The organism is Aeromonas sp. HMWF017, assembly GCF_003061465.1.
Taxonomy (GTDB): domain Bacteria; phylum Pseudomonadota; class Gammaproteobacteria; order Enterobacterales; family Aeromonadaceae; genus Aeromonas; species Aeromonas veronii.
The window spans coordinates 1-24737 of record NZ_QAJD01000172.1 but is presented as its reverse complement, the minus strand read 5'-3'; the positions used below and the strand labels follow the sequence as shown (position 1 = coordinate 24737).

The 24737-nt window shown below is 60.9% G+C and carries 16 protein-coding genes, 2 tRNA genes and 1 pseudogene; 7 read left to right on the top strand and 12 right to left on the bottom strand.

The window, feature by feature from the left end; all coding sequences use genetic code 11:
• From DBR30_RS22585 to DBR30_RS19230, 7 genes and pseudogenes are all read right to left on the bottom strand, one after another.
• Positions 1-604, bottom strand: a pseudogene (locus DBR30_RS22585) (ABC transporter permease); the annotation flags it as partial.
• 74 nt (positions 605-678) lie between these two features.
• On the bottom strand, positions 679-1899 hold the full coding sequence (locus DBR30_RS19255; RefSeq protein WP_258224505.1) for an ABC transporter substrate-binding protein: 1221 nt from the start codon (positions 1897-1899) through the stop codon (positions 679-681).
• A gap of 17 nt (positions 1900-1916) precedes the next feature.
• Complete coding sequence (locus DBR30_RS19250) at positions 1917-4070, bottom strand: FAD-dependent oxidoreductase (protein ID WP_108588482.1); 2154 nt, start codon at positions 4068-4070, stop codon at positions 1917-1919.
• Positions 4070-4651 (bottom strand): carboxymuconolactone decarboxylase family protein, encoded by a 582-nt coding sequence (locus DBR30_RS19245; RefSeq protein ID WP_108541895.1) that lies wholly within the window; start codon positions 4649-4651, stop codon positions 4070-4072. The genes DBR30_RS19250 and DBR30_RS19245 overlap by 1 nt, the downstream gene beginning before the upstream one ends.
• A gap of 25 nt (positions 4652-4676) precedes the next feature.
• Complete coding sequence (locus tag DBR30_RS19240; RefSeq protein WP_108541896.1) at positions 4677-5351, bottom strand: DUF1499 domain-containing protein; 675 nt, start codon at positions 5349-5351, stop codon at positions 4677-4679.
• 179 nt (positions 5352-5530) lie between these two features.
• Positions 5531-5809 carry a peptidylprolyl isomerase gene (locus DBR30_RS19235; RefSeq protein WP_005334269.1) on the bottom strand — a complete coding sequence of 93 codons (279 nt, stop codon included), beginning with the start codon at positions 5807-5809 and terminating at the stop codon, positions 5531-5533.
• Positions 5810-5932: 123 nt separating this feature from the next.
• The gene (locus DBR30_RS19230) at positions 5933-6307 is read right to left on the bottom strand and encodes a hypothetical protein (protein WP_108541897.1); all 375 of its coding nucleotides are present in this window, start codon (positions 6305-6307) and stop codon (positions 5933-5935) included.
• A 514-nt stretch (positions 6308-6821) separates the two neighbouring features.
• On the opposite strand from DBR30_RS19230, the gene tamA reads away from it, so the two are divergent.
• Both tamA and tamB read left to right on the top strand, forming a co-directional pair.
• Positions 6822-8597: an autotransporter assembly complex protein TamA gene (gene tamA / locus DBR30_RS19225; protein ID WP_108541898.1), complete on the top strand. Its 1776-nt coding sequence runs from the start codon at positions 6822-6824 to the stop codon at positions 8595-8597.
• A 61-nt stretch (positions 8598-8658) separates the two neighbouring features.
• A complete protein-coding gene (gene tamB / locus DBR30_RS19220) occupies positions 8659-12459 on the top strand; it encodes an autotransporter assembly complex protein TamB (RefSeq protein ID WP_108541899.1) in 3801 nt (1266 codons plus the stop codon).
• Between the two features lie 177 nt (positions 12460-12636).
• On the opposite strand, the gene DBR30_RS19215 is transcribed toward tamB, so the two are convergent.
• Both DBR30_RS19215 and DBR30_RS19210 read right to left on the bottom strand, forming a co-directional pair.
• Positions 12637-12721, bottom strand: a tRNA-Tyr gene (locus DBR30_RS19215).
• A 34-nt stretch (positions 12722-12755) separates the two neighbouring features.
• Positions 12756-12840, bottom strand: a tRNA-Tyr gene (locus DBR30_RS19210).
• A 124-nt stretch (positions 12841-12964) separates the two neighbouring features.
• Between DBR30_RS19210 and DBR30_RS19205 the strand changes: the two genes are divergently transcribed.
• A complete protein-coding gene (locus DBR30_RS19205) occupies positions 12965-13474 on the top strand; it encodes a VC2046/SO_2500 family protein (RefSeq protein WP_108588483.1) in 510 nt (169 codons plus the stop codon).
• Positions 13475-13586: 112 nt separating this feature from the next.
• Here the strand turns inward: DBR30_RS19205 and hpf are convergent, their stop codons facing one another.
• Complete coding sequence (hpf, locus tag DBR30_RS19200) at positions 13587-13925, bottom strand: ribosome hibernation-promoting factor, HPF/YfiA family (protein WP_005334257.1); 339 nt, start codon at positions 13923-13925, stop codon at positions 13587-13589.
• Positions 13926-14293: 368 nt separating this feature from the next.
• On the opposite strand from hpf, the gene DBR30_RS19195 reads away from it, so the two are divergent.
• The 3 genes from DBR30_RS19195 to DBR30_RS19185 all read left to right on the top strand — a co-directional run bounded on the left by DBR30_RS19195 (position 14294) and on the right by DBR30_RS19185 (position 19975).
• Positions 14294-16798: a putative bifunctional diguanylate cyclase/phosphodiesterase gene (locus DBR30_RS19195; RefSeq protein WP_108541900.1), complete on the top strand. Its 2505-nt coding sequence runs from the start codon at positions 14294-14296 to the stop codon at positions 16796-16798.
• Between the two features lie 99 nt (positions 16799-16897).
• Positions 16898-18799, top strand: a complete 1902-nt coding sequence (locus DBR30_RS19190; RefSeq protein ID WP_108541901.1) for a transglycosylase SLT domain-containing protein — start codon at positions 16898-16900, stop codon at positions 18797-18799.
• A gap of 177 nt (positions 18800-18976) precedes the next feature.
• Positions 18977-19975, top strand: a complete 999-nt coding sequence (locus DBR30_RS19185; RefSeq protein WP_040066127.1) for a LacI family DNA-binding transcriptional regulator — start codon at positions 18977-18979, stop codon at positions 19973-19975.
• A 68-nt stretch (positions 19976-20043) separates the two neighbouring features.
• On the opposite strand, the gene DBR30_RS19180 is transcribed toward DBR30_RS19185, so the two are convergent.
• Both DBR30_RS19180 and DBR30_RS19175 read right to left on the bottom strand, forming a co-directional pair.
• Complete coding sequence (locus DBR30_RS19180; RefSeq protein WP_108541902.1) at positions 20044-21108, bottom strand: 3-deoxy-7-phosphoheptulonate synthase; 1065 nt, start codon at positions 21106-21108, stop codon at positions 20044-20046.
• 119 nt (positions 21109-21227) lie between these two features.
• Positions 21228-23180, bottom strand: coding sequence for a TonB-dependent receptor domain-containing protein (locus DBR30_RS19175; protein ID WP_108541903.1), 1953 nt, complete (start codon positions 23178-23180; stop codon positions 21228-21230).
• A 266-nt stretch (positions 23181-23446) separates the two neighbouring features.
• Between DBR30_RS19175 and DBR30_RS19170 the strand changes: the two genes are divergently transcribed.
• On the top strand, positions 23447-24595 hold the full coding sequence (locus DBR30_RS19170) for an isochorismate synthase (protein WP_108541904.1): 1149 nt from the start codon (positions 23447-23449) through the stop codon (positions 24593-24595).
• Positions 24596-24737 lie beyond the last annotated feature (142 nt).

Sequence of the window (24737 nt, the reverse complement as noted above, 5' to 3'; positions counted from 1 at the left end):
CCGCCACGCCGTAGGCCGCCACCGCATAGATGGGCAGGCGCAGGGCTGGCCAGAGCGCCGGCAGCAGCAGGCGCCACCAGACCTGGGGGGCGCTGAAACCGAGGCTCGCCCCCAGCCACTGCTGGCGTGCCAGCAGGATGGGTTGCTGTGCGGCCATCGCCATCAGCAGCAGAAAGGGGGTCTCTTTGAAAACGAGCAGTGCAATCAGCCCGAGCCCTAGAGGGTCCCGAATGGTCTGCCAATCGGGAGGCAGTTCAAATCCGGTCAGCGCTGGCGAGACGAGCCGCAGCAGCCAGCCGGAGGGGGCGAGCAGAAAGGCAAAACCGATGGCAAAGGCGACGTGGGGCATGGCCAGCATGGGCGAGAGCAAGCGACGGAGCAGCCCGAAAGCCCGGCTACCACTGTGAGCCAGCAGCAGGGCGGTCAACAGCAGGCTGCCGAGGGTCGAGGCGGCGCCAATCCACAGACTCAGCGCAGCGGAGTGCCACAGGCCAGGCTGGGCCAGCAGCAAGGCAAGATGAGAGGCGGTCAGCCCCTCCGCCAGCAGCTGCCACAGCCCCGCCAGCAGGGGGATGACGAAGATCGCCAGATAAGCGCCCCTCATCCCCATCCCGTTGTGGCGGGTCAACAACCGGCTCCACGGTCGGGAGCGGGCAAGCGGGTGACCTGCGGCACGCATCAGTGGCCGTAACGCTCGGCCCAAGCCGCTTCCAGTTTGAGTTGCCAGCTGGGGTGGGGCTCAGCAACGGCTTTGAAGCGCAATGCCGGTTGCCCTTTGGCGGAATCAGGCAGAGCATCGGCCCGTAGCACGCTGGGATCACCCCAAAACGCCGGATTGGCCTTGCGTGCCTGCGCCGCCGGGCTCAACAGGAAGTTGGCCACTACCTTGGCCCCCGCACGGGCACTGGCGTTAAAGGGGATGGCGAGAAAATGGCTGTTGGTGAGCGCCCCTTTCGCCATGGCGACCGCTTCCACATTGGGGGGCAGGGCGCCAATCTGGACGGCGCTTTGCGCCTCCTGCGGGTTGAAGCTGATGGCCATCGCCAGCTCGCCATCATCGAGCAGCTGGCGGGTTTCGGCGGCGCTGGTGGGGAACAGCTTGCCCTTGCGCCAGAGCGCTGGGTGCAGCTCATCGAGCCAGGCCCAGAGCGGGGCGGTCACTTGGGCAAACTCTGCATCGGTCGCCTCCCGATAGAGGGGGGCAGGGTCGGGCGTCAACTCCAGCAAGATCTGCTTGAGAAAGCTGGAGCCGTGAAACTGGGGCGGCTTGGGATAGGTGAAGCGGCCGGGATGGGCCTTGGCCCACGCAAGCAGGGCTGCTGCCGAGGTGGGCGGGTTGGTGACCTCTTCGGTGTCGACCATCAGATTGAGCTGGCCGATGCCCCAGGGGGCCTCCAGCCCCTCCACCGGCAGAGTGAAGTCCTCACTCACCGGCAGGCTGCCGTCTACCAGCGCCATGTTGGGCAGCTCTGTGGTAAAGGGAGCACCAAGCAGCCCCTGCTCCTTGAGTGCCTTGAAGTTCTCGCCGTTGATCCAGAGCAGATCGATGGGGCCGCCAGCTTGCTTGCCCGCCTGTTTGTTGGCCAGCAGTTGGCTGACGCTCTGGGCGATGTCATCCACCTTCACTTGCACCAGTTTGACCTGATAGTCGCGCGCCAGCTCCTGCCCGGCCCATACCAGATAGGCGTTGATCTCCGGGCTGCCACCCCAGGCGTTGAAGTAGATGGTCTGCCCTTTCGCCTCCTCAAGGGTCTGTTGCCAATTGTCATCAGGGCTAGCTAACAGCGGGCCGCTGGCCAGCAGTGGCAGGGCACACAGCAGGGCGTTTAGCCGCTGCTTGAGTTGAGATTTGAGGCGAGGGTTGAGGTGTGAGTTGAGCTGTGAGAATGGCTTGAGCATGAAAGTTTCCCTAGTTGTCAGGCGCCACGGCGCCAGCGGTGATAACGGGCCAGCAGGGCCAGCACCCGGGTGGGCTGGTGGGCCCGTTTCCATTCACCCGCCACGTATTTGTTCCCCTCCATCAGGGTGGGATAGGCGTGAATGGTGCCGAGGATCTTGCCAAGGCCCAAGCCATGGCGCATGGCGAGCACGAACTCGGCGATCCGCTCACCGGCGTGAGTGCCCACTATGGTGGCGCCAAGGATAGTATCCTTGCCCGGCACGGTCAGCACCTCGACAAAACCGTGGCGCTCGCCATCGGCGATGGCGCGATCCAGCTCCGCCAGCTCGAAGCGGGTCGCCTCGAAGGGAATGCCTTGCAGCTCGGCCTCCTTGCGATTGAGGCCGACCCGGGCAATCTCCGGCGTGGTGTAGGTGGCTGCCGGAATGACCCGATAGTCGGCCCGAAAGCGCTTGAACTGGCCAAACAGGGCATTGACCGCCGCATACCAAGCCTGATGGGCGGCGAAGTGGGTGAACTGGTAAGGGCCCGCTACGTCTCCCACCGCCAATATGCTGGCGAAGTTGGTGGCAAGAAAGCCATCGACTGCTATGGTGCCGCGGGGGGCAAGCTCGACTCCCAACGCTTCGAGCCCGAAGCCGCTGACATTGGCGACCCGGCCCAGCGCCAGCAGTAGCTGATCCCCTTCAACCTGTTGTGTTTCTTCGCCTCGGCGCAGTTGCAGTCGGATGGGGAGTTCCCCCTCGGCTGCGGGCAGATAGTCGGTTCGTTCGGCGCGCCAGCCGGTGAGTAGCTGCACGCCATCGCGGCTCATCTGCCCGGCCAGCGCGTCAGCTACCTCTCTATCTTCGCGGGGCAGCAGTTGTTCCGAGAGTTCCACCAACGTAACGGGAATGCCGAGCAGGGCGAAGCTCTGGGCCAGCTCACAGCCGATGGGGCCGCCGCCGAGCACCAGCAGGCGGCGTGGCGGGATGCGCAGTTGCCAAAGGCTATCCGAGGTGAGGTAAGGCACCTGATCCAGCCCCGGCAGGTTGGGCACCAGCGGCCGGGCGCCAGTGGCGATGACGATATGGCGGCTGGCAAGGCGCTGGCCATTGACTTCTACCTCCCAGGGGGAGACCAGCCGCGCCTCCCCTTCGATGCACTCCATCCCAAGCCCTTGATAGCGCTCTACCGAGTCGTGGGGTTCGACCTCCTTGATGACCGCGGCCACCCGCGCCATCACCGCAGCAAAATCGGCGCAGGAGTGGCTTGGGCTAAAGCCCAGCTCGTCTGCCTTGCGCTGCTCGGCGGCAAAGCGGCTGCTTCGGATCAATGCCTTGGAGGGGACGCAGCCGCTGTTGAGGCAATCGCCCCCCATCTTGTGCTTCTCGATCAGCGCCACCTTGGCTTTTACTGCCGCTGCGATATAGCTGGTGACCAGCCCACCGGCGCCCGCACCGATCACCAGCAAGTTGTAGTCATAACTAGCGGGTTTGCGGTAGGGGGCGAGCAGACGCCGCTGCGCGAGGTGCGTGGTCAATTTCTTGACCAGCAAGGGCATCAGCCCCAGCAGGGTCAGCGCGACCATCAGGCCGGGGGAGAGGATATTGCCGGTGCTGGTTAACTGGCCAAGCTCGCTGCCCGCCAGCACATAGACGAAGGTGCCGGGCAGCATGCCAAGCTGGCTCACCCAGTAGTAGGTGCTGACTCTGATGGGGGTGAGCCCCATCAGCAGGTTGACCAGAAAGAAAGGGAAGATGGGGATGAGGCGCAGGCTCAGCAGATAGAAGGCCCCCTCCTTCGCCATGCCGGATTGAAAGGTGGCCAGCTTGTCACCAAAGCGGGCCGTGACCCAGTCGCGCAACAGAAAACGGGCGCTGAGAAAGGCCAGGGTCGCGCCTATGGTGCTGGCAAAGGAGACCAGCAGCAGCCCCCAGGCTACGCCAAAGACTGCACTTCCCCCCAGGGTGAGCAGGCTGGCGCCGGGCAGGGAGAGGGCGGTGCTCAGCACATAGATGAGCACGAACAGCAGGCTGGCCGAGACAAAGTGGCTGTCGACCCATTGCGCCACTGCCGCCTGCTGGGCCTGCAAGGCGCCCAGACTGAGGTAACGGCCAAGATCGAGGGCAAAAAAGGTGCCGATAAGGCACCCCATCACCAGCGCAAGCAGCAGGCGGGTCCGGTTCATCAGGCGTCCTTGCTGTCTGGCTGGGCGGGGCGCTTGGGTTGCACCGGCAGCTGGCAGAAGCCCTGCGGCGCGATATCGAGGGCGGCGTTGAACTTGGCCGACATATTCTGAAAGGCGATGAGGCCGGTTAGTTCCACCATTGCGTCGTCGTCGAACCAGGGCTTGAGGCGGGCTGCCTGTTCATCGCTCACCCCATCCAGCCCGGTCATCGCTTCGGTGTAGTCGAGCACCGCTTTTTCCCGCTTGTCGAACAAGGGGCTTTCGCGCCAGTTGGCCAGCGCCTCCACCTTCTCGCTGGAGCCCGCCCGCTTGATCAGCGTCATGGCGTTGATGTCGACACAGAAGCGGCACCAGTTGAGCTGTGAGACTCGCACCGTCACCAGAGAGCGCAGCACGGGGTCGATGGGAGAGCGTTTGCGGTTGATCACCCCGTAGAGGGTGGCGACGGCGGCAAACAGGCGCGGCGAGCGACCCCAGCACTTGCCCGGAATAAGCACCTGACCATAGTTGCGCTTTTGCAGCCAGAAAAAGGGGCGGATAAACCAGGCATATTCCCGGTCGGGTTTGACCTCAACGCGCATCAGTTACCTTCTTGTTGTTTCACACTTACGGTTTCAAATTGGGTTTGTAGGCTTGGCCGAGCCGCTCATTGAGCCGGATCAGAAAATCCTCGATCCGCGCCCGGTTGGTACCCAAGTCGCTCTGCCCCTGACGGGAGGCTGATCGCATATCGATACGGGTCTCTTTGGGGCCGGCAAAGACCCGCAGCGCCACATCATCCTGAAAGCCGAACCAGCCGGTGGTGACCACCGCATCCAGACCATCCGGGCTTGGCTTCACCTGCCAGCCCAGCTCTTGCATCAGTTCGTTGGCTTCAATCACCACTTCGGCAGGGGAGGCCTTGGTAAAGAGAGGACCGGGTTTTGCCTCAAATGCTTTCAGTGGGGCGCTATTTATTGGCTGGTCCTGCGCTGTTCTAAGCTCTGCCGCCCAGCGCAACTGGGGGGGATTGTAGGGATCGGTGCTCACATCGTTGATCAGCGGAATGCGCAGCGCCTGCACAACAAAGGTCAGCGGCAGCAGCAGTGGCAAGGCGCCAAGGCTGCTGGCGTAGCGGTTGCGGCTCCAGGGCAGGCGCACCAGCAAGATAAGGGAGACAAGCGCTCCGATGAGACAGATCGCAAAACCGATCCACCAGGGCCAGAGATGAAAGCGGCTGCCGAGGGCGCCAGCGAGCGGGAGTAACCAGGCCAGCAGGGGCCACAAGCAAGAGCGGGGCATAGCACGGGATCCATCGTCGAATGTGGACAATGCCGAGAAGGATAAACTTAATTGCCTGATAACGTTAGTAAATTGATGAGAGTTTGGCGTGGTTTTGGTCAGTTTTGCGAGGGAGATGCAGAGGTCGGTGAAGCCAGCCTGAGGGGAGCTTCACCGAGAAAATGGTCAGTTGCGATGACTTAGTTGCGATAGAGCACTTTGATCAGATGGAAGCCGAACTTGGTGCGTACCGGCCCCAGCACCTTGAGCAGTTCACCCTTGAAGACGGCATCGTCGAAGGGCTTGACCATATCCCCTTTATTGAACTCCCCCAGATCGCCGCTGCGTTTAGCAGAAGCGCAGGTGGAGAAGCGCTTGGCCATCTGGCCGAAGTCGGCTCCCTTCTCGATCTTCTCCTTGATCTCCAGACACTGTTTTTCGGTCTTGACCAGAATGTGCTGGGCACAGGCTTTTTTCATCGGGGCGCTCCTGGGAGTGATGGCGAAGGTTGTTAACGCCAAGGGTGGTAGCAAATCGGGGCGCAAGAGTACCCCAATTTGCCACTGGCGTCAGCCATCACAGCTCGCCCTTTATCGGCCGTATTATTGGCGAGCGCGGGTGGCCAGCATGGCGCGGGGACGCGCTTGCCAGATGATCTCCAGCCCGAGCAGGACGTAGAGGCTCCAGATGGCCAGCGGATTGAGCCACTCACCCCCCAGTTGCAGGGTCATCAGGGCGCAGCCTGCCAGCAGCAAGGTGATGCCCGGCAGCCGCCAGTGGACGGGCAGGGGGGCCAGCAGTGCCATCGCCAGCAAAATGCCGAGGCCAAACGGCAGGTTCAGGGCGGTAAAGGCCAGCGCCTGCTGGCCACTCATGCCGGTCAGCAGGGCCAGCAGGGCGCTGCAACAGGCGAGGAAGGTGATGAACTCGAGACGATCGGCGATATAGTCAGCCATCTGTTCGCTACGTGCATGCATGATGTGTCTCCTTCAGTTGATGGTTCAAGTGTGAGGGAGGGGCGCTTGCAAAGGCAGCGGGATAATTCGATTGCGCTGAACGAGCAATTCTTAATCACCCGCTACGGCGGGCTTTAGGGTGTGCCGGGCTGGTTATACGGTGAGGGTGGGGTGATGCCGACAAACTCTGTCGTGGTGGGTTTCTGGTGGTAAAGAGAGGGAGAGAGGTGACAAAGGGGGCCTGACGACGAAGTGACCCTTGTTCAGGGCGGGTCAGCTCGCTCCCATCGGGAAAGCGGGCGTCGTCATTGTCAGCAAAATGTGTGATTTGTGGTCAACCTCTTAAAAGATATGGTGAATTTGCCAATGGCACCGCGCTGTCGCTGGCCGATGCCTATGTTAGGATAAGGTTCGCCATTTTTCTGGCGCGCATTATTGTGTCACGGCCATGCACTGCATGGCGTGCTGCGCCGCATTCGGGGTTGGCCCGAAAGGGCGCTGGTTTCCTTCACCACAGATTCAGGAATATTGACCTTTGACAGGATGCATTTCATCCCTGCTGGCAGGGCGTTCACTGTCCGGCCCTGCGTTTCGCCGCGGCCTGCGGGTACTGGGGGTGGGCCTGTTGCTGTCGCTGCTGGCTTCGCCCGCGTTTGCCGCCAAGCTCACCTATCAGGTCAAGGGGTTGAAAGGGGAGAACAAGGATAACGTTGAAGCCTACCTCAATGCCCTGCCGGTCTATCAGGAGCGGCAATACCGCCCGGCCCGCGCAAAAATTACCGAGAGCGTGCAAAAGGCGCTGCAGGTATATGGCTACTACCAGCCGAAAATCACCCTGAGTCGCGACAAGAAAACCCCGTCCAAAGTGGTGATTGAGGTGGATAAAGGGGAGCCGGTCATCGTCTCCCGCCTCGATATTCTGCTGGAGGGGGATGCGGGCAGCGACGAGCTCTACAGCGCCCTGCTGGACAAGTTGCCCCTCAAAGAAGGTGAGCCCCTCAACCACGCCAAATATGAATCCATCAAGGCCGATCTGGGCAGCCTCGGGCTGGCCCGCGGTTACTTTGATGCCAAGCTGAGCAAGAGTCAGGTCAAGGTGTTCCCGGACAAGGGGACGGCGGAGATCTTTATTCTGTTCGAATCGGGCCATCGCTACCGTTTTGGCGAGATCCGCTACGAGGCGACCTCCGAAGCGCTTCACCTTATTCGCCCGCTTATCAACATCAAGAGCGGCGACCCCTATCTCGCCATCCGTCTGGCCGAGATGTCGCAGGATGTCTCCTCCACCAAGCTGTTCCGTCAGGTCGATATCAAGCCGGTATTGAGCGAGGCGAGCAACTATCGGGTGCCCATTGCGGTGACGCTGGATAACCGGGTCGATCACGAAATCGAGGCAGGTATCGGTTACGCCACCGACGTAGGCCCGCGGATGAGTGCCACCTGGGAGAAGCCCTGGGTCAACCGCTATGGTCACCGTCTGTTTGCTACCGCCAAGGTGTCGGCGCCGGAGGCCGAGCTCAGCTTCGACTACCAGATCCCGGTGGGCAACCCGCTGCGGGACTACTACTCCATCCAGACCGGCTACCAGTACAAGGACAACAACGATACCCGATCCGATCTCACTACCATCGGTGTGCACCGCTGGACGCGGCGGCCGGAGAGCTGGGATCGGGACGTCTTTATCCGGCTGGAGAACGAGATCTATACCCAGGGCGCCGACGAGGGGAACAGCTTGCTGCTGATCCCCGGGGTCTCCTGGTCCCGACTGCGGGTGCGCGGCACCCTGGTGCCCGACTGGGGGGATCGCCAGCAGCTGACGCTGGAGTTCTCCGATCCCAGATGGGGCTCCGACATCAGCTTTATGCGGGTGTGGGGGCGCAGCAAGTGGCTGCGAACTCTTGGCGATAACCACAGATTCCTGATGCGGGCCGAGCAGGGGGCCATCATAGGTGACAGCTTCTCGTTGGTGCCGCCGTCTTTGCGCTTCTTTACCGGTGGCGATCAGACGGTGCGCGGCTTTGGTTACGAGAGCATCTCCCCCACCGGACCGGATGGCAAGCTGACCGGTGGCCGCTACACCAGCGTGGCCAGTCTGGAATACAACTACCGCTTCAGCGAGAAGTGGCTGGGGGCCATGTTTGTGGATGGCGGCACCTCCACCACCGATTACAGCGAACCCTGGAAAATAGGTACCGGCGTTGGTGTGCGCTGGGTCACCCCCATCGGTCAGGTCAGGCTGGATCTGGCGGTCGGGGTATCGGAGGAGGACAAGCCCTTGCGGCTGCATTTCGCATTGGGGCCTGAATTATGATGTTGTCTAAACGCTTTTTTCTTTGGCCGCTGCGGCTGTATCTTGCGCGGGGGTCTGCATTGTGATCTGGCTAAAACGTATTTTTCTCTGGCTGATGGGGCTGGTGTTCCTGCTGCTCATCGGTGTCAGCCTGCTGGGCTTTACCCATCAGGGCAACAAGTGGCTGTGGCAACAGGCCAGGGCGGCGTTGCCCTCCCTCAAGGGGGAGCTGGTGGCCGGTCAGCTTGGCTACGGCTGGACCTTGGAAGGGGCCGGCTGGCAGGATGAGCTGGTGGATGTCACGGTGGATCGCGCCGTGCTCGACTGGGATCTCGGCAAGTTGCTGCAGGGCAAGCTCTGGATAAAATCCCTGGTGGTGACCCATCCGGTGGTCAAGGTAGCCGACTCCGAACCTGCGCCGGAAGAGCCTTCCGAATCCTTTGTCTGGCGCCCGCTGCCACTCAAAATTCAGGTCGACAGCCTCAAGGTGGCCGATCTCGATCTGGCAGTGCCCGGCGTGGCCGTGACCCTGGGGTCCCTCGATATCGGCGCCACCCTCAACCGCAAGGGGCTGATTGTACGCGGCCCGGTGCTCGATAACCTGACGGTGACGCTGGATGACGCGGCACCCGCCAGCACAACCAAATCTGCCAAACAGCCGGCCGCTAACGAGAAGCAAGCCGGAACTGCGGTGGCGCGCAACGACAAGGCCAGCGCCGAGACAGCCAAACAGGGCAAAGGGACGCCTGCTGCGAACACGACAAAGGCAGCCCCCATTCTCCTGCCCGCCATTCACCTTCCTTTCCCCATCCAGCTGGAAGGGGTCAGTGCGACCCGGGTGCAATATAAGCAGGGCGAGCTGATCGAAGGGCTCGACAAGCTGCTGCTGTCGGCCACTGCTGCCGACGATCGCATCGAGGTGCGCGAGCTCTCGCTGCGCCACGCCATGGCCGACCTGGCGCTCAAGGGACACATCCAGCTCAGTGACGACTACCCGCTGGCGGTGACGCTGGATGCCAAGGCCCGCAAGGGGCTGCTGGATGGCGAGTTGCAAGGGCAGCAGGCCACGCTGGCGCTGAGCGGTTCGGTCGGCAAGCTGGGGTTGGCGTTGTCGGCCAAGGGGCCGATTGCAGCCAATCTCAAGGGCTCGCTGGCCGCCCTCGACCCGGATCTCCCTTTTGATGCGGCCCTCGACTGGAAGAGCCTCGGTTGGCCTCTTCACAAGCCTGCCAAAGATGAGCCGAGCTATCGGCTGGACAAGGGGAGCCTGACTGCCAAGGGCAAGCTCTCCGGCTATCAATTTGCCCTCAATACCTCCGGCAAAGGGACCGATGTCCCCCCCTTCAAGCTTGCGCTGGACGGGAAGGGGGATCTGGAGCGGCTCAGCAAGATCGCCTTGCAGCTTAATGCCCTCAAGGGGGAGCTCAAACTCGATGGCAAGCTGGCCTGGAACAAGGGGATTGAGTGGCAGGGAACCACCCTGTTCAAGGGGATCAATCCGGCCGAGCTGCTGCCTGAGCTGAAAGGGACGCTGGCCGGTGAGCTGGAGAGCCGTTTCGTGATGAACGAGGCGGGCCACTGGGAGCTGAAACTGCCCAAGCTCAAGGTGGATGGCAAACTCAACCAGTACCCGCTGGCCCTCAAGGGGGAGCTCAGCGGCAACGACAAGATGGAGTGGCAGATCCCGGCGCTCTCGCTGCAAAGTGGCCCCAACCAGTTGCAGGCCAAGGGCAGTATCAGCAGCGCCCAGTGGAAGCTCGATGCCAACCTGCAGGCTCCCCAGTTGGGGGGCATCTATCCCGGCCTGAAAGGGGATATCAAGGGGCAGGTGAAGGTGAGTGGCAATCAGCAGACGCCAAAAATCGATGCGGATCTCGCCTCCGAGCGGCTCTACTATGCCGGCACCGACCTGAAGGGGATCAGCCTCAAGGGCAATGCGGTGATCGGCGCTAAACCGGCCGGTGAGCTCTCGCTGTTGGTGGCGCAGCTGAAACAGGGGGATACCAAGCTCAGCCAGCTGGCCCTGAACCTCAGCGGTGATATCAGCCAGCATCTGTTGACCCTGACCATGAAGGGTGACCCTGTTGCCGCCAACCTCAAACTGGGTGGCGGCGTGCGCGGGGATCACTGGCGCGGGGCGCTCTCCGAGTTGCAGCTGAAAACCCCGCTGCGCCGTTGGGACTTGAGCTCCCCGTGGGCGCTGGATCTCGATCTGCCGCGTCAGCGGCTGGCGATGGGGGATCTCTGCCTCGGCTCCCAGGGGGCCAGCCTCTGCGTCAAGGGGAGTCAGGTTTCCGCTGCCCAGGGCACCCTGGAGTTTGCCCTGAGCGAGTTTGATCTCAAGCGGCTGCGCCCCTGGTTACCGGACAACTTCCGCTGGCAGGCGATGCTCTCGGCCGACGGCCGCGCCAGCTGGCGTGGCAATCAGCCGACCCTGCATGCGGTGGTGCGCACCACGCCGGGCACTTTTGTGGCCGATGGCCTCAAGACCGACTATCAGCAGTTGGCCCTGGCCCTGGATTTCGAGCGGCAGCAGGCGGCCATTCGCCTCGATTTTGCCTCGAAGCAGATCGGCAATATCGATACCGATCTGCTGATCAGGGAGCCCACCGGTCGCGGTCTGCTCGGTGGTCAGCTCAAGTTTGACGATCTCAAGCTCAATACCTTCGCGCCACTGATCCCTGAGGTGCGCTCCCTGCAAGGGATCATCTCCGCTGATGCCCGTTTCGACGGCACCCTGGCGGCGCCCCTGCTGTTTGGCCAGCTCAACCTGCGTGACGGTGAAGTGCAGACTCACTCCGACATGGTGACCCTGACCAAGCTGGTGACCCGCCTCAAGATCGAGGGCAATCGCGCCGAGCTTGATGGCTCCATGCTGGTGGGCAAGGGGCCGCTGGCGTTGGGCGGCTGGCTCAGCTGGGCCAAGATGCCAGTGACCGGCAGCCTCACCATTCAGGGCAAGGATCTGGAGGCGCAATATCCGGGCATGGGCCGGGTCAGGGTCTCTCCCGATATCGCCGTGTCGCTGGGTGAGGAGACCCGCATTACCGGTCAGGTGGATATTCCCTGGGCGCGCATTCTGGTCAAGAGCCTGCCGGATTCGGCGGTGGCGGTCTCCGACGATGTGACCGTGGTCTATGACGATCTGCCCCCAGCTCCCAAGCAGGCCAGCCTGCCGCTGGCGATGAAGGTGGCGATCCGCCTTGGCAACGATGTGAAGCTCGATGCCATGGGGTTGAAGACCGATGTCTCCGGCGGTCTCAATATCCGTCAGGATCCCGAGAAGCCGCTGGCAGGCAATGGCCAGCTGGTGCTGACCAACGGCCGCTTCAAGGCCTATGGTCAGAACCTCATCATCAAGGAGGGACGGATCCTCTTCTCCGGTCCGCTGGATCGGCCATTCCTCAACATCGAGGCCAACCGGGATCCCGATACCATCGAGGGTCAGGTGACGGTCGGGGTGCGGGTGACCGGCCCTGCCAGCAAGCCGGAGATCACTGTCTACTCAGAGCCGCAGATGGCGCAGTCGGAACAGCTCTCCTATTTGCTGCGCGGCAAAGGGTTACAGACCGGCGGTGAGGATGGCGGTTTCAACGGCTTGCTGGTGGCCGGTGCTGTGAGTCAGGCCAACGGCGTGGTGTCGAGTATCGGCGAGTCGCTGGGGATGAGCGATGTCTCCCTCGATACCGCGGGCAGTGGTGACAACACCCAGGTGACCCTGTCGGCATATCTGCTGCCGGGCTTGCAGTTCCAGTACGGGGTCGGGGTCTTCAGCCCCATCGCCGAGTTCAAGCTGCGCTACGAGGTATTGCCACGGCTCTATCTGCAGGCGATGAGCGGGGTGGCTCAGGCGGTCGATATCTTCTATCGCTTTACTCTGTAACGCTTCATCCCGTAACAGGGCTGATATGAACCTAAACGGGAGGCGCAGGCCTCCCGTTTTTTTATTGCGCGATCGGCTGCAGGTAAATGGCGATAAGGAACTGGAGTGCAGAGGTAGAATGGATTGCGGCGGGCTATAAATGCGAAAACCCGGCGCCAGGCCGGGTTTTCTGAATGATGGTGGAGGGAGAAGGATTCGAACCTTCGAAGGCAGAGCCGTCAGATTTACAGTCTGATCCCTTTGGCCGCTCGGGAACCCCTCCACGGGGTATTGCTTTCAAATTGTCGCACTTGAAATGGTGGAGGGAGAAGGATTCGAACCTTCGAAGGCAGAGCCGTCAGATTTACAGTCTGATCCCTTTGGCCGCTCGGGAACCCCTCCACAAGTGCGAGGCGCATACTAACAGATCTTCCGGTTTTGTGAACCCCCAAGCAGGATTTTTCCATTAAAAGAATTGGATTTGTGGCCGATAACCAGTGAAATCGCCATTTTCGAGAGTTATCTCATGCTGCCCAGTTCAATCCGTAATCACCTGCTCGTCGATGAGGGCCAGTTGGGGCAGCGCCTCAACCGTGACCTGCAGCATGGCGATCGCGCTGATTTTCGGTTGCATCTGGCCCTGCTGACCGATGCGGTGGAGGAGCAGCCCTGGTTTGATGCCAAACCGGCGGCCACTCCCCAGAGCCGTGACTGGCGTCTGTACTTTGCGCTGAGACCGGCAGAGGTGCTGGTGGCTGAAGGGGCGGGGAGTGACTGCAGTGCCATCAATGAGCGGTTGCAGCAAGGGGGAAGCATGGTGGATGTACGGCTCTGGCTGGTGCTGCAAACACCGCCGCTGGCGGTCAAACAGCCGCTGCTGGATGAGGCTGTCTACGACAACCTGTCACCGCTGGCGCGGGAGCGGTTGCAAGGAAAGCTGGCCGATATGCCACGCCAGGAGGATCCGCTGGTATTGCTGCCGATCCTCGACCGTTTGCAACAAGGAGTGGATACCCGGTTGCACTGGCTCAGTTGATGACGCCGGTTCACTGACGTAATGCTGTGCTTGTGGGGTAAATCACAGGCAACAAAAAGGCGGGTAACCCCGCCTTTATGCTCTTTAGAATTTTTAGCCTTGCGGCATGCTATCAAGCGTCAGCTTCATCCGGTTGCGGCTGCTCTTTGAGCGCGGCATTGGCACGACGGGCAATCGGCTTTTCGGTGTGACGGTTGAGTTGGCGCTCCAGTTTTTGCCCCAGTTCGTTGATGGCGGCGTAGAGATCCTCATGCTCTGCCTGGGCAAACAGTTTGCCGTTGGGGATGCCAGCACTGGCTTCGACAGTGAACATCAGACGCTCTTTGGAAACAATCACATGGGGTGTGATGAGAGGCACCTGAAGACGTTCGAGCTTTTCAAAACGGGATTCGATGCGCTCGCGGATAGCCGGGGTGATGTCGATGATTTTGCTGGTAATTTCGATTTTCATATTGGCCCCCTTCGGGTCGTCTTGCTTGTGTCTTCACCTTCAGATTACTCATTGGTAAAGATTGAAATGTGATCTGTGTCACATAACCTTCCCTTGGCTATTCAGCAACTTATAAATTGTGATCTTTTCCGGTTTCGTGCCAAAAACAGCTTGAGCTCCATGAAACTGGCAGGCAGTATGACGGGAATAGGATCGTTTCTGTCCCTTCTTGGCAGCACTTCGTGTCGACCTCATGTCCGGTTTCCACTGCTTGATATCGCATGTTTGTACTCTTCCCTCGCAACTTCCGATCTGATGAGCGGATGCAGGGGGCGTTGTTATGCCTGATTGGACATCAAACGTGGTTGGTTGTTGTGTTGGAGTGGTAAATGAAGCAGCAGGCCACGCAAGTCATGTGGTTTTTCGATCGGCAACATGATCAGTGGAGTCTCTCTGATCAGGGGGCCTACCAGCAGTGGCAAGGGGAGGGCAATCATCCCTGGGCCGCTCGCCTGTTACCGGAAGATGAGGCAGGCTTTGCCGACTTTCTCGTCCGGCTTCATGAATCACATCTGCCTGAACAGTTCATCGGTCATCTGAAAGATGATCAGGGGCAGCTCAACCATGTGCTCTGGAGCGGCCAGTTTGTGCCCACCCAGCAGATCTGCTGTGGCTGGCTGGCCCCGCTCGACAGTGCCAACAGTGCGGTATCCTCCCTCAATCTCTCTTTGCCGCTGCTGCAAACCACCCTGCTCACCCAGTTGGCGCAGGCGCTCTCTGCCCGCACCGGACTCGATTTCTTCAATACCTTGGTCAGCCAGCTGGCCCATATCCTCAAGGTGGATGCGGTCTGGGTGGGTGAGTTGTGCGGTGCAGATCGGGTCAAAGTGCTGGCTGCTGACGGGTTGTCGCAAAAGGACTATCCGCTGGCGGGATCCCCCTGTCAGGAGCTCTACAAGCAAGGGGCCATCTGTTTCGAGGTGATCGACGAGTCGCAGGAGTATCAACCCTGGCTGGCCGCCGGGCAGACTTATTATGGTCAGCCGCTGTTTGATGCCAGAGGCCAACTTCTGGGCCATCTGGCGCTGCTCTATTCGGCCCCGGCAGATACCAGCAATCTCACCTCGGTGCTCAATACTTTCTCGGTACGGATGGTGGCCGAGCTGGAGCGATTGCAATCAGATGCCCAGATGCGCCTCTCTGCCGTTGCATTCGAGACCCACGAAGGGATCATCATTACGGATCCGGGGTTCAAGATCCTGCGGGTCAACAATGCCTTCAGCCAGATCACCGGCTTTGACTGCCAGTCGGTGCTGGGCCTGCATCTGGAAGAGGATCTCTGGCCCAATCTGGGTGGGCTCGGCTACGAGCTCAATACCCTCAGCCGCTGGCAGGGGGAGACCCAGCGTCGCCATGTCGATGGTCACACCTATCCCCAGTGGGAGATAGTGACGCCGGTGCAGGATGAGAAGGGGGTGATCAGCCACTTTGTCATCTGCTTCGAGGATATCTCCGAGCGCAAGGCGGCCGAGCGGCGCATCCAGGATCTCGCCTATTACGACGAGCTGACCGGATTGCCCAATCGCCGTCAGTTGCATGAGACCCTGGTGCAGACCTTCAACGAGGCGACCCGCGACGGTCTGATTGGCGCGCTGCTCTTTATCGATCTCGACCACTTCAAGACCATCAACGACTCCCTCGGCCACGCCACCGGCGACTGGCTGCTCAAGGAGGTCGCCGCCCGTCTCAAACGGTTGGTGCGACAGGGGGATTGTCTGGCCCGCCTCGGTGGTGACGAGTTTGTTCTGTTGCTGCCATCGCTCTCGGCCAGCCCGCCCCAGGCGGAGATGCAGGCCGATATCATTGCCGAGCGGCTTATCACCGAGATTGCCGCTCCTTATACCTATGTGGGGCAGGTGCTGCATATCGGTGCCAGCGTCGGCATTACCCTGTTTCCGGATCGGGAGCAGGGGGTCGATGATCTGCTCAAGCAGGCGGATACCGCCATGTATCAGGCCAAGTCCGCTGGCCGCAAGACCCGTCGCTTCTTCGATGCCTCGATGCAGCAGCAGGCGGATCGCCGTCTGCTCATTCACAACGAATTGCGCAACGCCCTCAGCCAGCAAGAGCTGACCCTCTACTATCAGCCCCAGCATATGGTCGATGGCGGCGATATCATCGGTGTCGAGGCGCTCATTCGCTGGCAGCCGGCCGGTCGCTCGCTGGTCTCGCCGGCCGAGTTTATTCCCATTGCCGAGGAGACGGACCTGATTGTCGATATCGGCAACTGGGTGCTGCACGAGGCGTGCGCCCAGTATGTGCTGTGGGAGGAGAACGGCATCCACATTCCGCAGATCTCGGTCAACGTCAGTGCCAAGCAGTTCCATGCCACCGATTTTGTCGAGCGGATCCACGATGTGCTGGCGCAAACCGGCATGGATCCGGCCTGCCTCAATCTGGAGATCACCGAGTCCGTGGTGCTGGGTCATGCAGAGGACACCATCAGCAAGATGACCGAGCTCAAGGAGCTCGGCATCAGCTTTGCCATCGACGATTTTGGCGCCGGTTACTCCTCTCTGAGCTACCTCAAGCGGCTGCCTGCCGATGAGCTCAAGATCGACCGCTCATTCATTCAGGACATCCCGAAAGATGGCGACAACATGGCCATCGTCGAGGCGGTGATCGCCATGGCGCGACATATGGGATTCAACGTCACAGCGGAAGGGGTGGAGTCCCGTCAGCAACTGGAGTTTCTCAAGGCGCAGGGGTGCAGTTTCTATCAGGGCTATCTCGCCTCCAAGCCGCTGCCGGTGCCCTATCTGGAGAAATATGTACAGCGGCTGACCAGACCGGAGCAACTGCGCGAAATGCAGCTGAGTGAGGCAGAAAAATAGTCCCTGCTCCCCGCTGTAGCGCTGCCCGGCAACGGGTAGAATGAGAGGCAGTAGACCCACCGCCACCGGGCGGTGTATTGCCCTCAATGGAGATGTTCAGTGAAAGCTGTATGGGGAATTGTTTTGTCGGCGCTGTTTGTGCCGACCCTGATGGCGCAGACTGCCGACCAGACGCTCTACCGTCAGGCGTATGACGCCGTACGGGCCAATGATCAGGCCCGTTTCCAGCAAATTCGTGCCCGTTTGACCCATTACCCCCTGCTCCCTTACCTCGATTACTATCAGCTCGCCTTTCGTCCGGGGGCAGCCGATTACAACGATGTGACTCGCTTTATCCGCCAGCATGGGGATACTCCCCAGTCCAACCGGCTGGAGCGCAGTTATCTGACCTATCTGGCCCAGAGCCAGCAGTGGTCGCAGTTCCTGCGCTTCTATCCGGCCAAGCCGAGCTCCACCGACCTGCTCTGCATGCACTATCAGGCGCTCTATTACACCGGCAAGCAGAAAGAGGCGTTGCAGGGGGCTGGCAAGATCTGGATGAGCGGTCAATCCCGTCCGGATGCCTGCTCACCGCTGTTCCAGCTGTGGCAGGCATCCGGTCAGCGAACCCAGGAGAAGATCTGGCAGCGGATGACGCTGGCGTTCGAGGCGGAAAACCCCAATCTGATCCGCCACCTTGGCGCGACCCTGGGTAGCGGCTTGCAAAGCTATGGCGATCAGATGGTGACCCTGTTCGAGCAGCCAGCCAAGGCGATGAACCCGGCCTATTTCAGCAGCAATCCCTATTCCCGCAAGCTGCTCTCCCTCGGTTTGACCCGCTATGCCAATCAGGAGCCTGAGTCGGTGCTGCGCCAGCTTGCGCTATTTCGCAGCCGTTTCGGCCTGACCCAGGCCGAGGTGAAACCGGTAGAGCGTGCCATTGCCCGCCGCCTGCTGCTGGATCGCTCCATTGCCCAGCGTAGCTGGGTCGACAGCACGGTGAAAAAGCTGGCGGATCCCGACATTACCGAGCTGCGGGCGCGACTGGCCATCTGGGAGCAGGATTGGCGTGGCCTCTCCGGCTGGGTGAAGATGATGCCGATGGCCCGTCAGAAAGAGGATCGCTGGCGCTACTGGATGGCGCGCTCCCTTGAAGTGCAGGGGCAGCAAAAACCGGCGCGGGATCTCTATCTGGAGACCGCCAACCTGCGCGGTTTCTACGGCTTTATGGCCGCCCAGCGCACCGGGGTGCCTTATCGCATCAAGAACCAGAGCGTCAAGCATGTACCGGATTGGCGCACGGCCAGTCAGCGCTGGCCCTTCCTGTTGCGGGTGCGCGAGCTGCTGTCGATGAACGAGATTGCAGCGGCCCGCTCGGAGTGGATCCACAACATGGATCGCAATCCGGTGGCCCAGCGCATCGAGTTTGGCCATATCGCCCTCAATCAGGGCTGGCACGAGCTGGCCATTCTCGCCAGCATTCGCGCCGAAGCGTGGGATGCCCTCGACCTGCGCTTCCCGCTGCCGCTCAAACGCACCTTCTCCCAGATGGCGCAAGAGCGCACCATGAACACCAGTTTGCTCTATGCCATATCCCGTCAGGAGAGTGCCCTCTATCCGCTGGCCCAGTCGCCGGTGGGGGCGCGCGGTCTGATGCAGTTGATGCCTGCTACTGCCAAAGAGACTGCCGGCAAGCTGGGGGTGCCCTATCGCAACGAGCAGCAACTGTTTGATCCGACGATGAATATTCGTCTGGGGAGCGCCTATCTCAAGCGCTTGCTGGATGTCTATGACGGCAACCGGATCCTGGCGGCGGCCGCCTACAACGCCGGGCCGGGACGGGTAAAACGCTGGCGAGAGCAGAGTGACAACAAGCCGATGGACGTGTGGGTCGAGAGTATCCCCTACAAGGAGACCCGCAACTACGTACAAAACGTGTTGTCGTTCGATCTCATTTATCAGCACAAGCTGCAGCAGCCGCTGCGCTTCATGTCGGATCGGGAGCTCAATCACGCCTATTGAGTCGGGGGCCGCCAGCCGGCCCCTGTTTTCAAATTTCCCTGCTGCCGGGTATCATCGGGTAAGGTTTTGTTACCAAAGGAAACATGCCTGGTGACCTGGCTCCGGGAATTGCATCAGGCCGCAGGGTATACTCGGGCGTCGGCACCGACAGGTTCCCCCACAATAAAGGAATGGATAGTGGCAACGATTAAAGACGTTTCTCAGCTGGCAAATGTGTCTATCTCCACCGTGTCGCGGGTTATCAACAACACGGCACAGGTAGCACCGGAAAAGCGTGAGGCCGTACTGGCGGCCATGAAGGAACTGAATTTTCGACCCAACAGTTTTGCCCAGGCACTGGTCAGCAAGCGTTCGAACTGCATTGGCGTGCTGGTTGGCGACCTCTGCGGCGGCCCCTTCTTTGCCCAGATGATGCGTGGCATCGAAACCATGGTCGATCAGGCCAACAAGTTCACCATCGTCATGTCTGGCAACCATGATATCGCGCGCGAGCGTCACGCCATTCAGGCGCTGCTGCAGCGCCAGTGCGATGCGCTGATCCTCCACAGCAAGGCGCTTCCGGACGAGGAGCTGAGCGAGCTGGCGGCTGGCTCTACCCCCATCGTGTTTATCAACCGTCAGGTACCGGGCTTTGAGGATCGCTGCGTCTGGCTCGATAACCAGGCGGGGATCACCACCGCGTGCCAGCACTTGCTGGATGCTGGTCATCGCAACATCGCCTTTATCACCTCCGATGATGAAGAGTTTGTCGATGGTCAGCAGCGGATGGCCGGTTACACCCAGACTCTGGCCAGAGCCGGGATCGCCTTTGATCCTGCTCTCGTCAGCCGCGCCTTTGCCGACGAAAATGGCGGCTATGTGGCGATGAGTGAACTGCTGGCGCGCGGTGTCGAGTTCACTGCCGTGCTCGGTTTCAACGACGGCATGGTGGCGGGGGCGATCTCTTGCCTGCTGGAGCGGGGTTACAAGATCCCGCAGCAGGTGTCAGTGGTGGGGTTCGACGATATCCCCTACGCCCGCTACATCTATCCCAAGCTCACCACGGTTCGCTACCCCATCGAGGAGATGGGCAGCCGCGCTGCCGAGTTGGCGCTGCGCCTGCTCGATCACAAGCCTGTGGACGGCCTGGCGCTCAAGTTTGAAGCCCAGTTGGTGGAGCGTGAGTCAGTCGCCTGACGTGCGTTCAAACAGTGTGGCCCCATCGGGGCCACACTGTTTTCTGCGTTATCTGAATAATCCGCCATTTATCCCGCCAAGGCGATCCGCTGCTGACGGCGTGCCTCCACCCCTTCTGCCACCATATCGAGCAGCTGCCTTGTCTGTTCCCAGCCGATGCAGCTATCGGTGAGCGACTGGCCGTAGCGCAGCGGTTTGCTGCCGATATCCTGACGCCCTTCGCAGATAAAACTTTCCACCATGATGGCGGCGATGGCATGGCTACCAGCGCCCAGCTGGTCGGCGATATCTCGGGCAGCCAGCAGCTGGCGGGCATGCTGCTTCTGGCTGTTGCCGTGGCTGCAATCGATCATCAGCCGGGGTGACAGATGATGCTGGCGCAGCAAGTCTCCAGCCTCTGCAACATGACAGCTCTGATAGTTGGGCTGCTGGCCACCGCGCAGGATCAGGTGGCAGTCGGGGTTGCCATGGCTGCGCACCAGTGCCAGCTGGCCATCACCGGAAGGTTGGGTATAGAGGTGGGCTGCCCGGCTGGCGAGGATCGCCTCGACCGCGATCCGGATATTGCCATCGGTGCCGTTTTTAAAACCGATGGGGCAGGGGAGAGCGGAGGCTAGCTGGCGGTGGAGCTGGGATTCGGTGGTGCGAGCACCGATGGCGCCCCAGCTGATGAGGTCCCCCAGATAGAGCATGCTGGTGAGATCGAGAAATTCGGTGGCACAGGCGAGCCCTTCCTGTCCAAGGGTCAACAGTAACTCCCTGGCCTGGGATAGGCCCTTTTCCAGTCGATCGCTGCCATCGAGGTCGGGATCGAAGATAAATCCCTTCCAGCCGAGCGTTGTGCGCGGCTTCTCGAAATAGGTGCGCATCACCAGTTGCAGCTGATCCCCGTATTGGCCCTGCAGTTCGGCCAGCCGGCCACCATAGTCGCGGGCGGCTGCCGGATCGTGAATGGAGCAGGGGCCGATCACCAGCAGCAGGCGGTCGTCCTCTCCCTGCAAAATATGACGGGCAAGCTGGCGGCTGCGCGCTATCTGACGGGCGAGTCGGGGAGGGACGGGGTGATCTTGCAGCAACTCATCCGGTGTGGGCAGGGTGGCAAGGGGTGAAGCATTCAGAAGTGAGGTGAACATGAGCGATCCTTATGGCAATGGAAACCTGCATGCTCATTGCTGTCCAGTGGGGATTTTCCCCTTATTGTGTCGGGCAATGCAGCGCGGGCAAGAGGCCCGCGCTGTTGGCTTGATGAGCTTTAGAAGCGGGCCGAGCCACTGATGTAGTAGCTGCGACCCGGTTCCACGTTCTGGAAGATGGGGTCTTTCTCTTGCAGGCGCACATCGGTCAGGTTGGTGATACCGACCCGCAGATCAAAGTTGCTGGTGACCTTGAAGCCGGTGCCCAGATCGAAGGTCTGATAGCTGGGCAGCTTGTGCAGCACTACGGCCTTGTTGACGGTCTGCTCCGCATACTGGGTGCCGGTGTAGGTGGTGCCAACGAAGGCGTTGACCCGCTCGGTAGCCTGCCAGGTTAGCTTGGCGTTGGCCTTGTGCTCCGGCCGTTCGGGCAGGACCTGACCCTGATCGCCTTCCGCTTTCAGGTAGGTGTAGTTGGCACCCAGATTGATGTCGTCGGTCAGATCGAGCCTGCCGGTCAGCTCCAGCCCTTTGGTGGTGGCCTTCTCCAGGTTGTACCAGGTGCGGTCAGTGGAGTTCGGCAGCTGTTTGAAGGTGAGCATGTCGTCGATATCGGAGTAGAACAGGGTGGCGCTGGTCTCCCAGATCCCTTGCCCTGCGATGACGCCCAGCTCGTAGTTGGTGCTGGTTTCCGGCTTGACCTTGTCACTGCCATAGATACGGCAGCTGCCGCCGCAGCTCTCGATGCTGTAGCCGTTGGAGTACTGGTGCGGTGCCGGCGCCTTGAAGGCCTGGCTGACACCGCCCTTGACGGTCACCACATCGTTCAGTTCGTACACCAGATAGCCGCGCGGGGTGAAGTGACTGCCGTAGATCTCGTGGTGATCGTAACGGCCACCCAGAGTCAGGGTCAGGCTGTCGGTCAGGCCGATCTCGTCCTGAGCAAACAGTGCCTCCTGTGAGTGACTCTCCTTGCCGCCGATATCCTTGTAGCTCACCGCATCCACCAGCTCCCGATCCAGATATTCGCCACCCAGCGTCAGGTAGTGGTTGGCCAGCGCCAGATTGGTGTAGCCCTTGAGGGTGAAGGTGTTCTCCTCCAGTTCGCGCTGCTGCGGGGCCGAGTAGCTGGTATTGAAATCGTCGATTTGGGAGGTCTCGTAGTTGGCCATGACGGTGGTGTCACCCCAGCTCCAGTTCCCCTTGTGAGTCAGACCAAACAGGTTGCGATCGTTTTGCTGCTGGCGGCTGTGCACCTTGTTGCCGGTCTTGCGGAAGATATCGAGGGGGCGCTCATCCTGGTTGTAGAGATAGTCAAACTCGAAGCGCTGCTGCTCATCCACCAGCCAGCTCAGGGTGGAGGCAAAGTTGCGGGTCTGCTTGGCTTCGATGAGCGGGATGCCATCGGCCGCTTCGGGCGGAGTCCAGGCCTGACGGTCGTACACTTCGCCATTCATCCGGATCAGCAGGTTGTCGGTCAGTGGGCCGGTAAAGCCCAGGTTGGTTCTGTGCTGATCGCCACCATCCTTGCCTTCAATGGCCTTGAAGTCGGCATCCGCCGCCCCTTGCCAGGTTTTGCCCGGCTGCTTGGTGATGATGTTGATGACACCGCCGATGGCATCGGAGCCGTAAAGTGCCGACATGGGGCCACGGATCACCTCGACCCGCTCGATCATGCCAAGGGGTACCGGGGTATTGTCGAAGTTGCCGCCGCGCCACAGGGCATTGGAGGAGGAGAGGCGTTTGCCATCCACCAGCACCAGCGTGTATTTGCCCGACATGCCGCGAATACCGATATCGCTGCGGCCATTGGTGTCGGTCTCGGCCTGGATGCCCACTTCGTGGCGCAGCAGGTCGGCAAGGTCATTGACCGGTGCGGCCTTGATCTGCTCGGCACTGATAACCGAGATGGAGGCGGGTGCCGAGCGGGTATTGTGCGCCGTGGTGGTGACAGTGATCACCTCATCGGCTTGAGGCACGTTATTGGCGGCGATCGCTTGCTGGGTCAGCAGGGTGACGATGGTGGTGGCCAGCAGGCTGGGGGCAATAAAACGGGAGGTTGAGGATTTCATTATTTACATCTTCCATAACATTCAAATGATAAGCGTTATCATTATCAAGTTGAATTTGCTCCGATCGCAACTCTTTTTTATCGGCGATGTTCGGTTTCGTTCGCCCCTCTCTTTTGACTAAAAAGAAGTTAATGAAATTGATTCTCATTTGTGTTGATCGTTTTTTCACTCCTTGTTAGGATGCCGCTCACCCTGCGATGTAGTGAGTCAAATGACTCACATTTTGTCGTTTCAGGTAGTGATTCATTCCAAGGAGTAGCACCGTCATGTGTGACCATGCACTGGAAGAAGAGTGGCCCGCCGCAACGGCCGGGCTGGATAAAGTGTGCTGTTTTGCCAGCGGTGACAGGGTATTGGTTGCTTCCGGTATCCACGACAGTTTTACCGGCATCCCACCGGAGAAGCTGCTCGCCCATCTACGTCAGTTGCGCCAGCAGGGGATGGACAATCCCATCGCCATCGGCGCCATTCCGTTTGATACCCAATCCCCCTGGCATCTGGTGATCCCGGCGCAATCGCAATGGGTCGCAAGGGATGCCCTGTTGCCCGCCCGCTGTTGTCAGCTCCGTGGCGAGGTGAGCGAAGTGACCGGCTCAGCCCACTATCAGGGGGCGGTGCGGGCGGCACTGCAGCAGTTCAGCGAGGGTCAGCTCGAGAAGGTAGTGCTGTCGCGCGCCATCGATGTGCAGAGCGCAGAGCAGACTTCCCCTGCACACGCCTATGGCTCCCTGCTGGCACAGAATCCGGGCGCCTATGTGTTTCAGATCCCGCTGCCGGAGGGGGAGACCCTGCTTGGCGCCAGCCCGGAGTTGTTGGTGTCACGCAGCGAGATGGCGGTGGTGAGCAATCCGCTGGCGGGCTCCCGTCCGCGCCCCGCTTTTCCTGATCAACCGGCGGCCAGTGCCGAGCTGCTGGAGGCGCAGAAAGATCGCTATGAACATGCGCTGGTAGCCGATGCGGTCGCTGCGGCCCTCTCTCCCTTCTGCCGCGAGTTGGACGTCCCCCTGGAGCCGCAGGTGATCGCGACTCCTACCATGTGGCACCTCTCGACCCGTATCGCCGGGCGGCTCCATGAACCCTCTCCCGTGCTGGCACTGGCGCTGGCACTGCACCCGACGCCAGCGGTGTGCGGCACGCCGCTCTCGGCTGCGCGTCATGCCATCGCCCGGCTTGAGGGGTACGATCGCCGCTTCTATTGTGGCGCCGTCGGCTGGATGGATGCCGATGGCAATGGCGAGTGGGTGGTTACCATCCGCTGTGGCGTACTGGCCGGCAGGCAGCTGCGGCTCTATGCCGGCGCCGGGGTGGTGGTGGGCTCCTCGCCGGAAGCGGAGTGGCAGGAGACCGCCGCCAAGCTCGGCACCATGCTGCGCGCCTTCGGCCTCGAAAGCCGGGAGCCGGAGGTGACAACATGAAGCCGCTGGTGCCCTTTACCCCCTGGCCTGCAGAGCTGGCGGCCCACTACCGGGCACAAGGTTGGTGGCGCGGACAACCGCTCACTGCCCTGCTCGATGACACTGCCGAACGTTATCCCGAGCGCACGGCCCTGATCTGCGG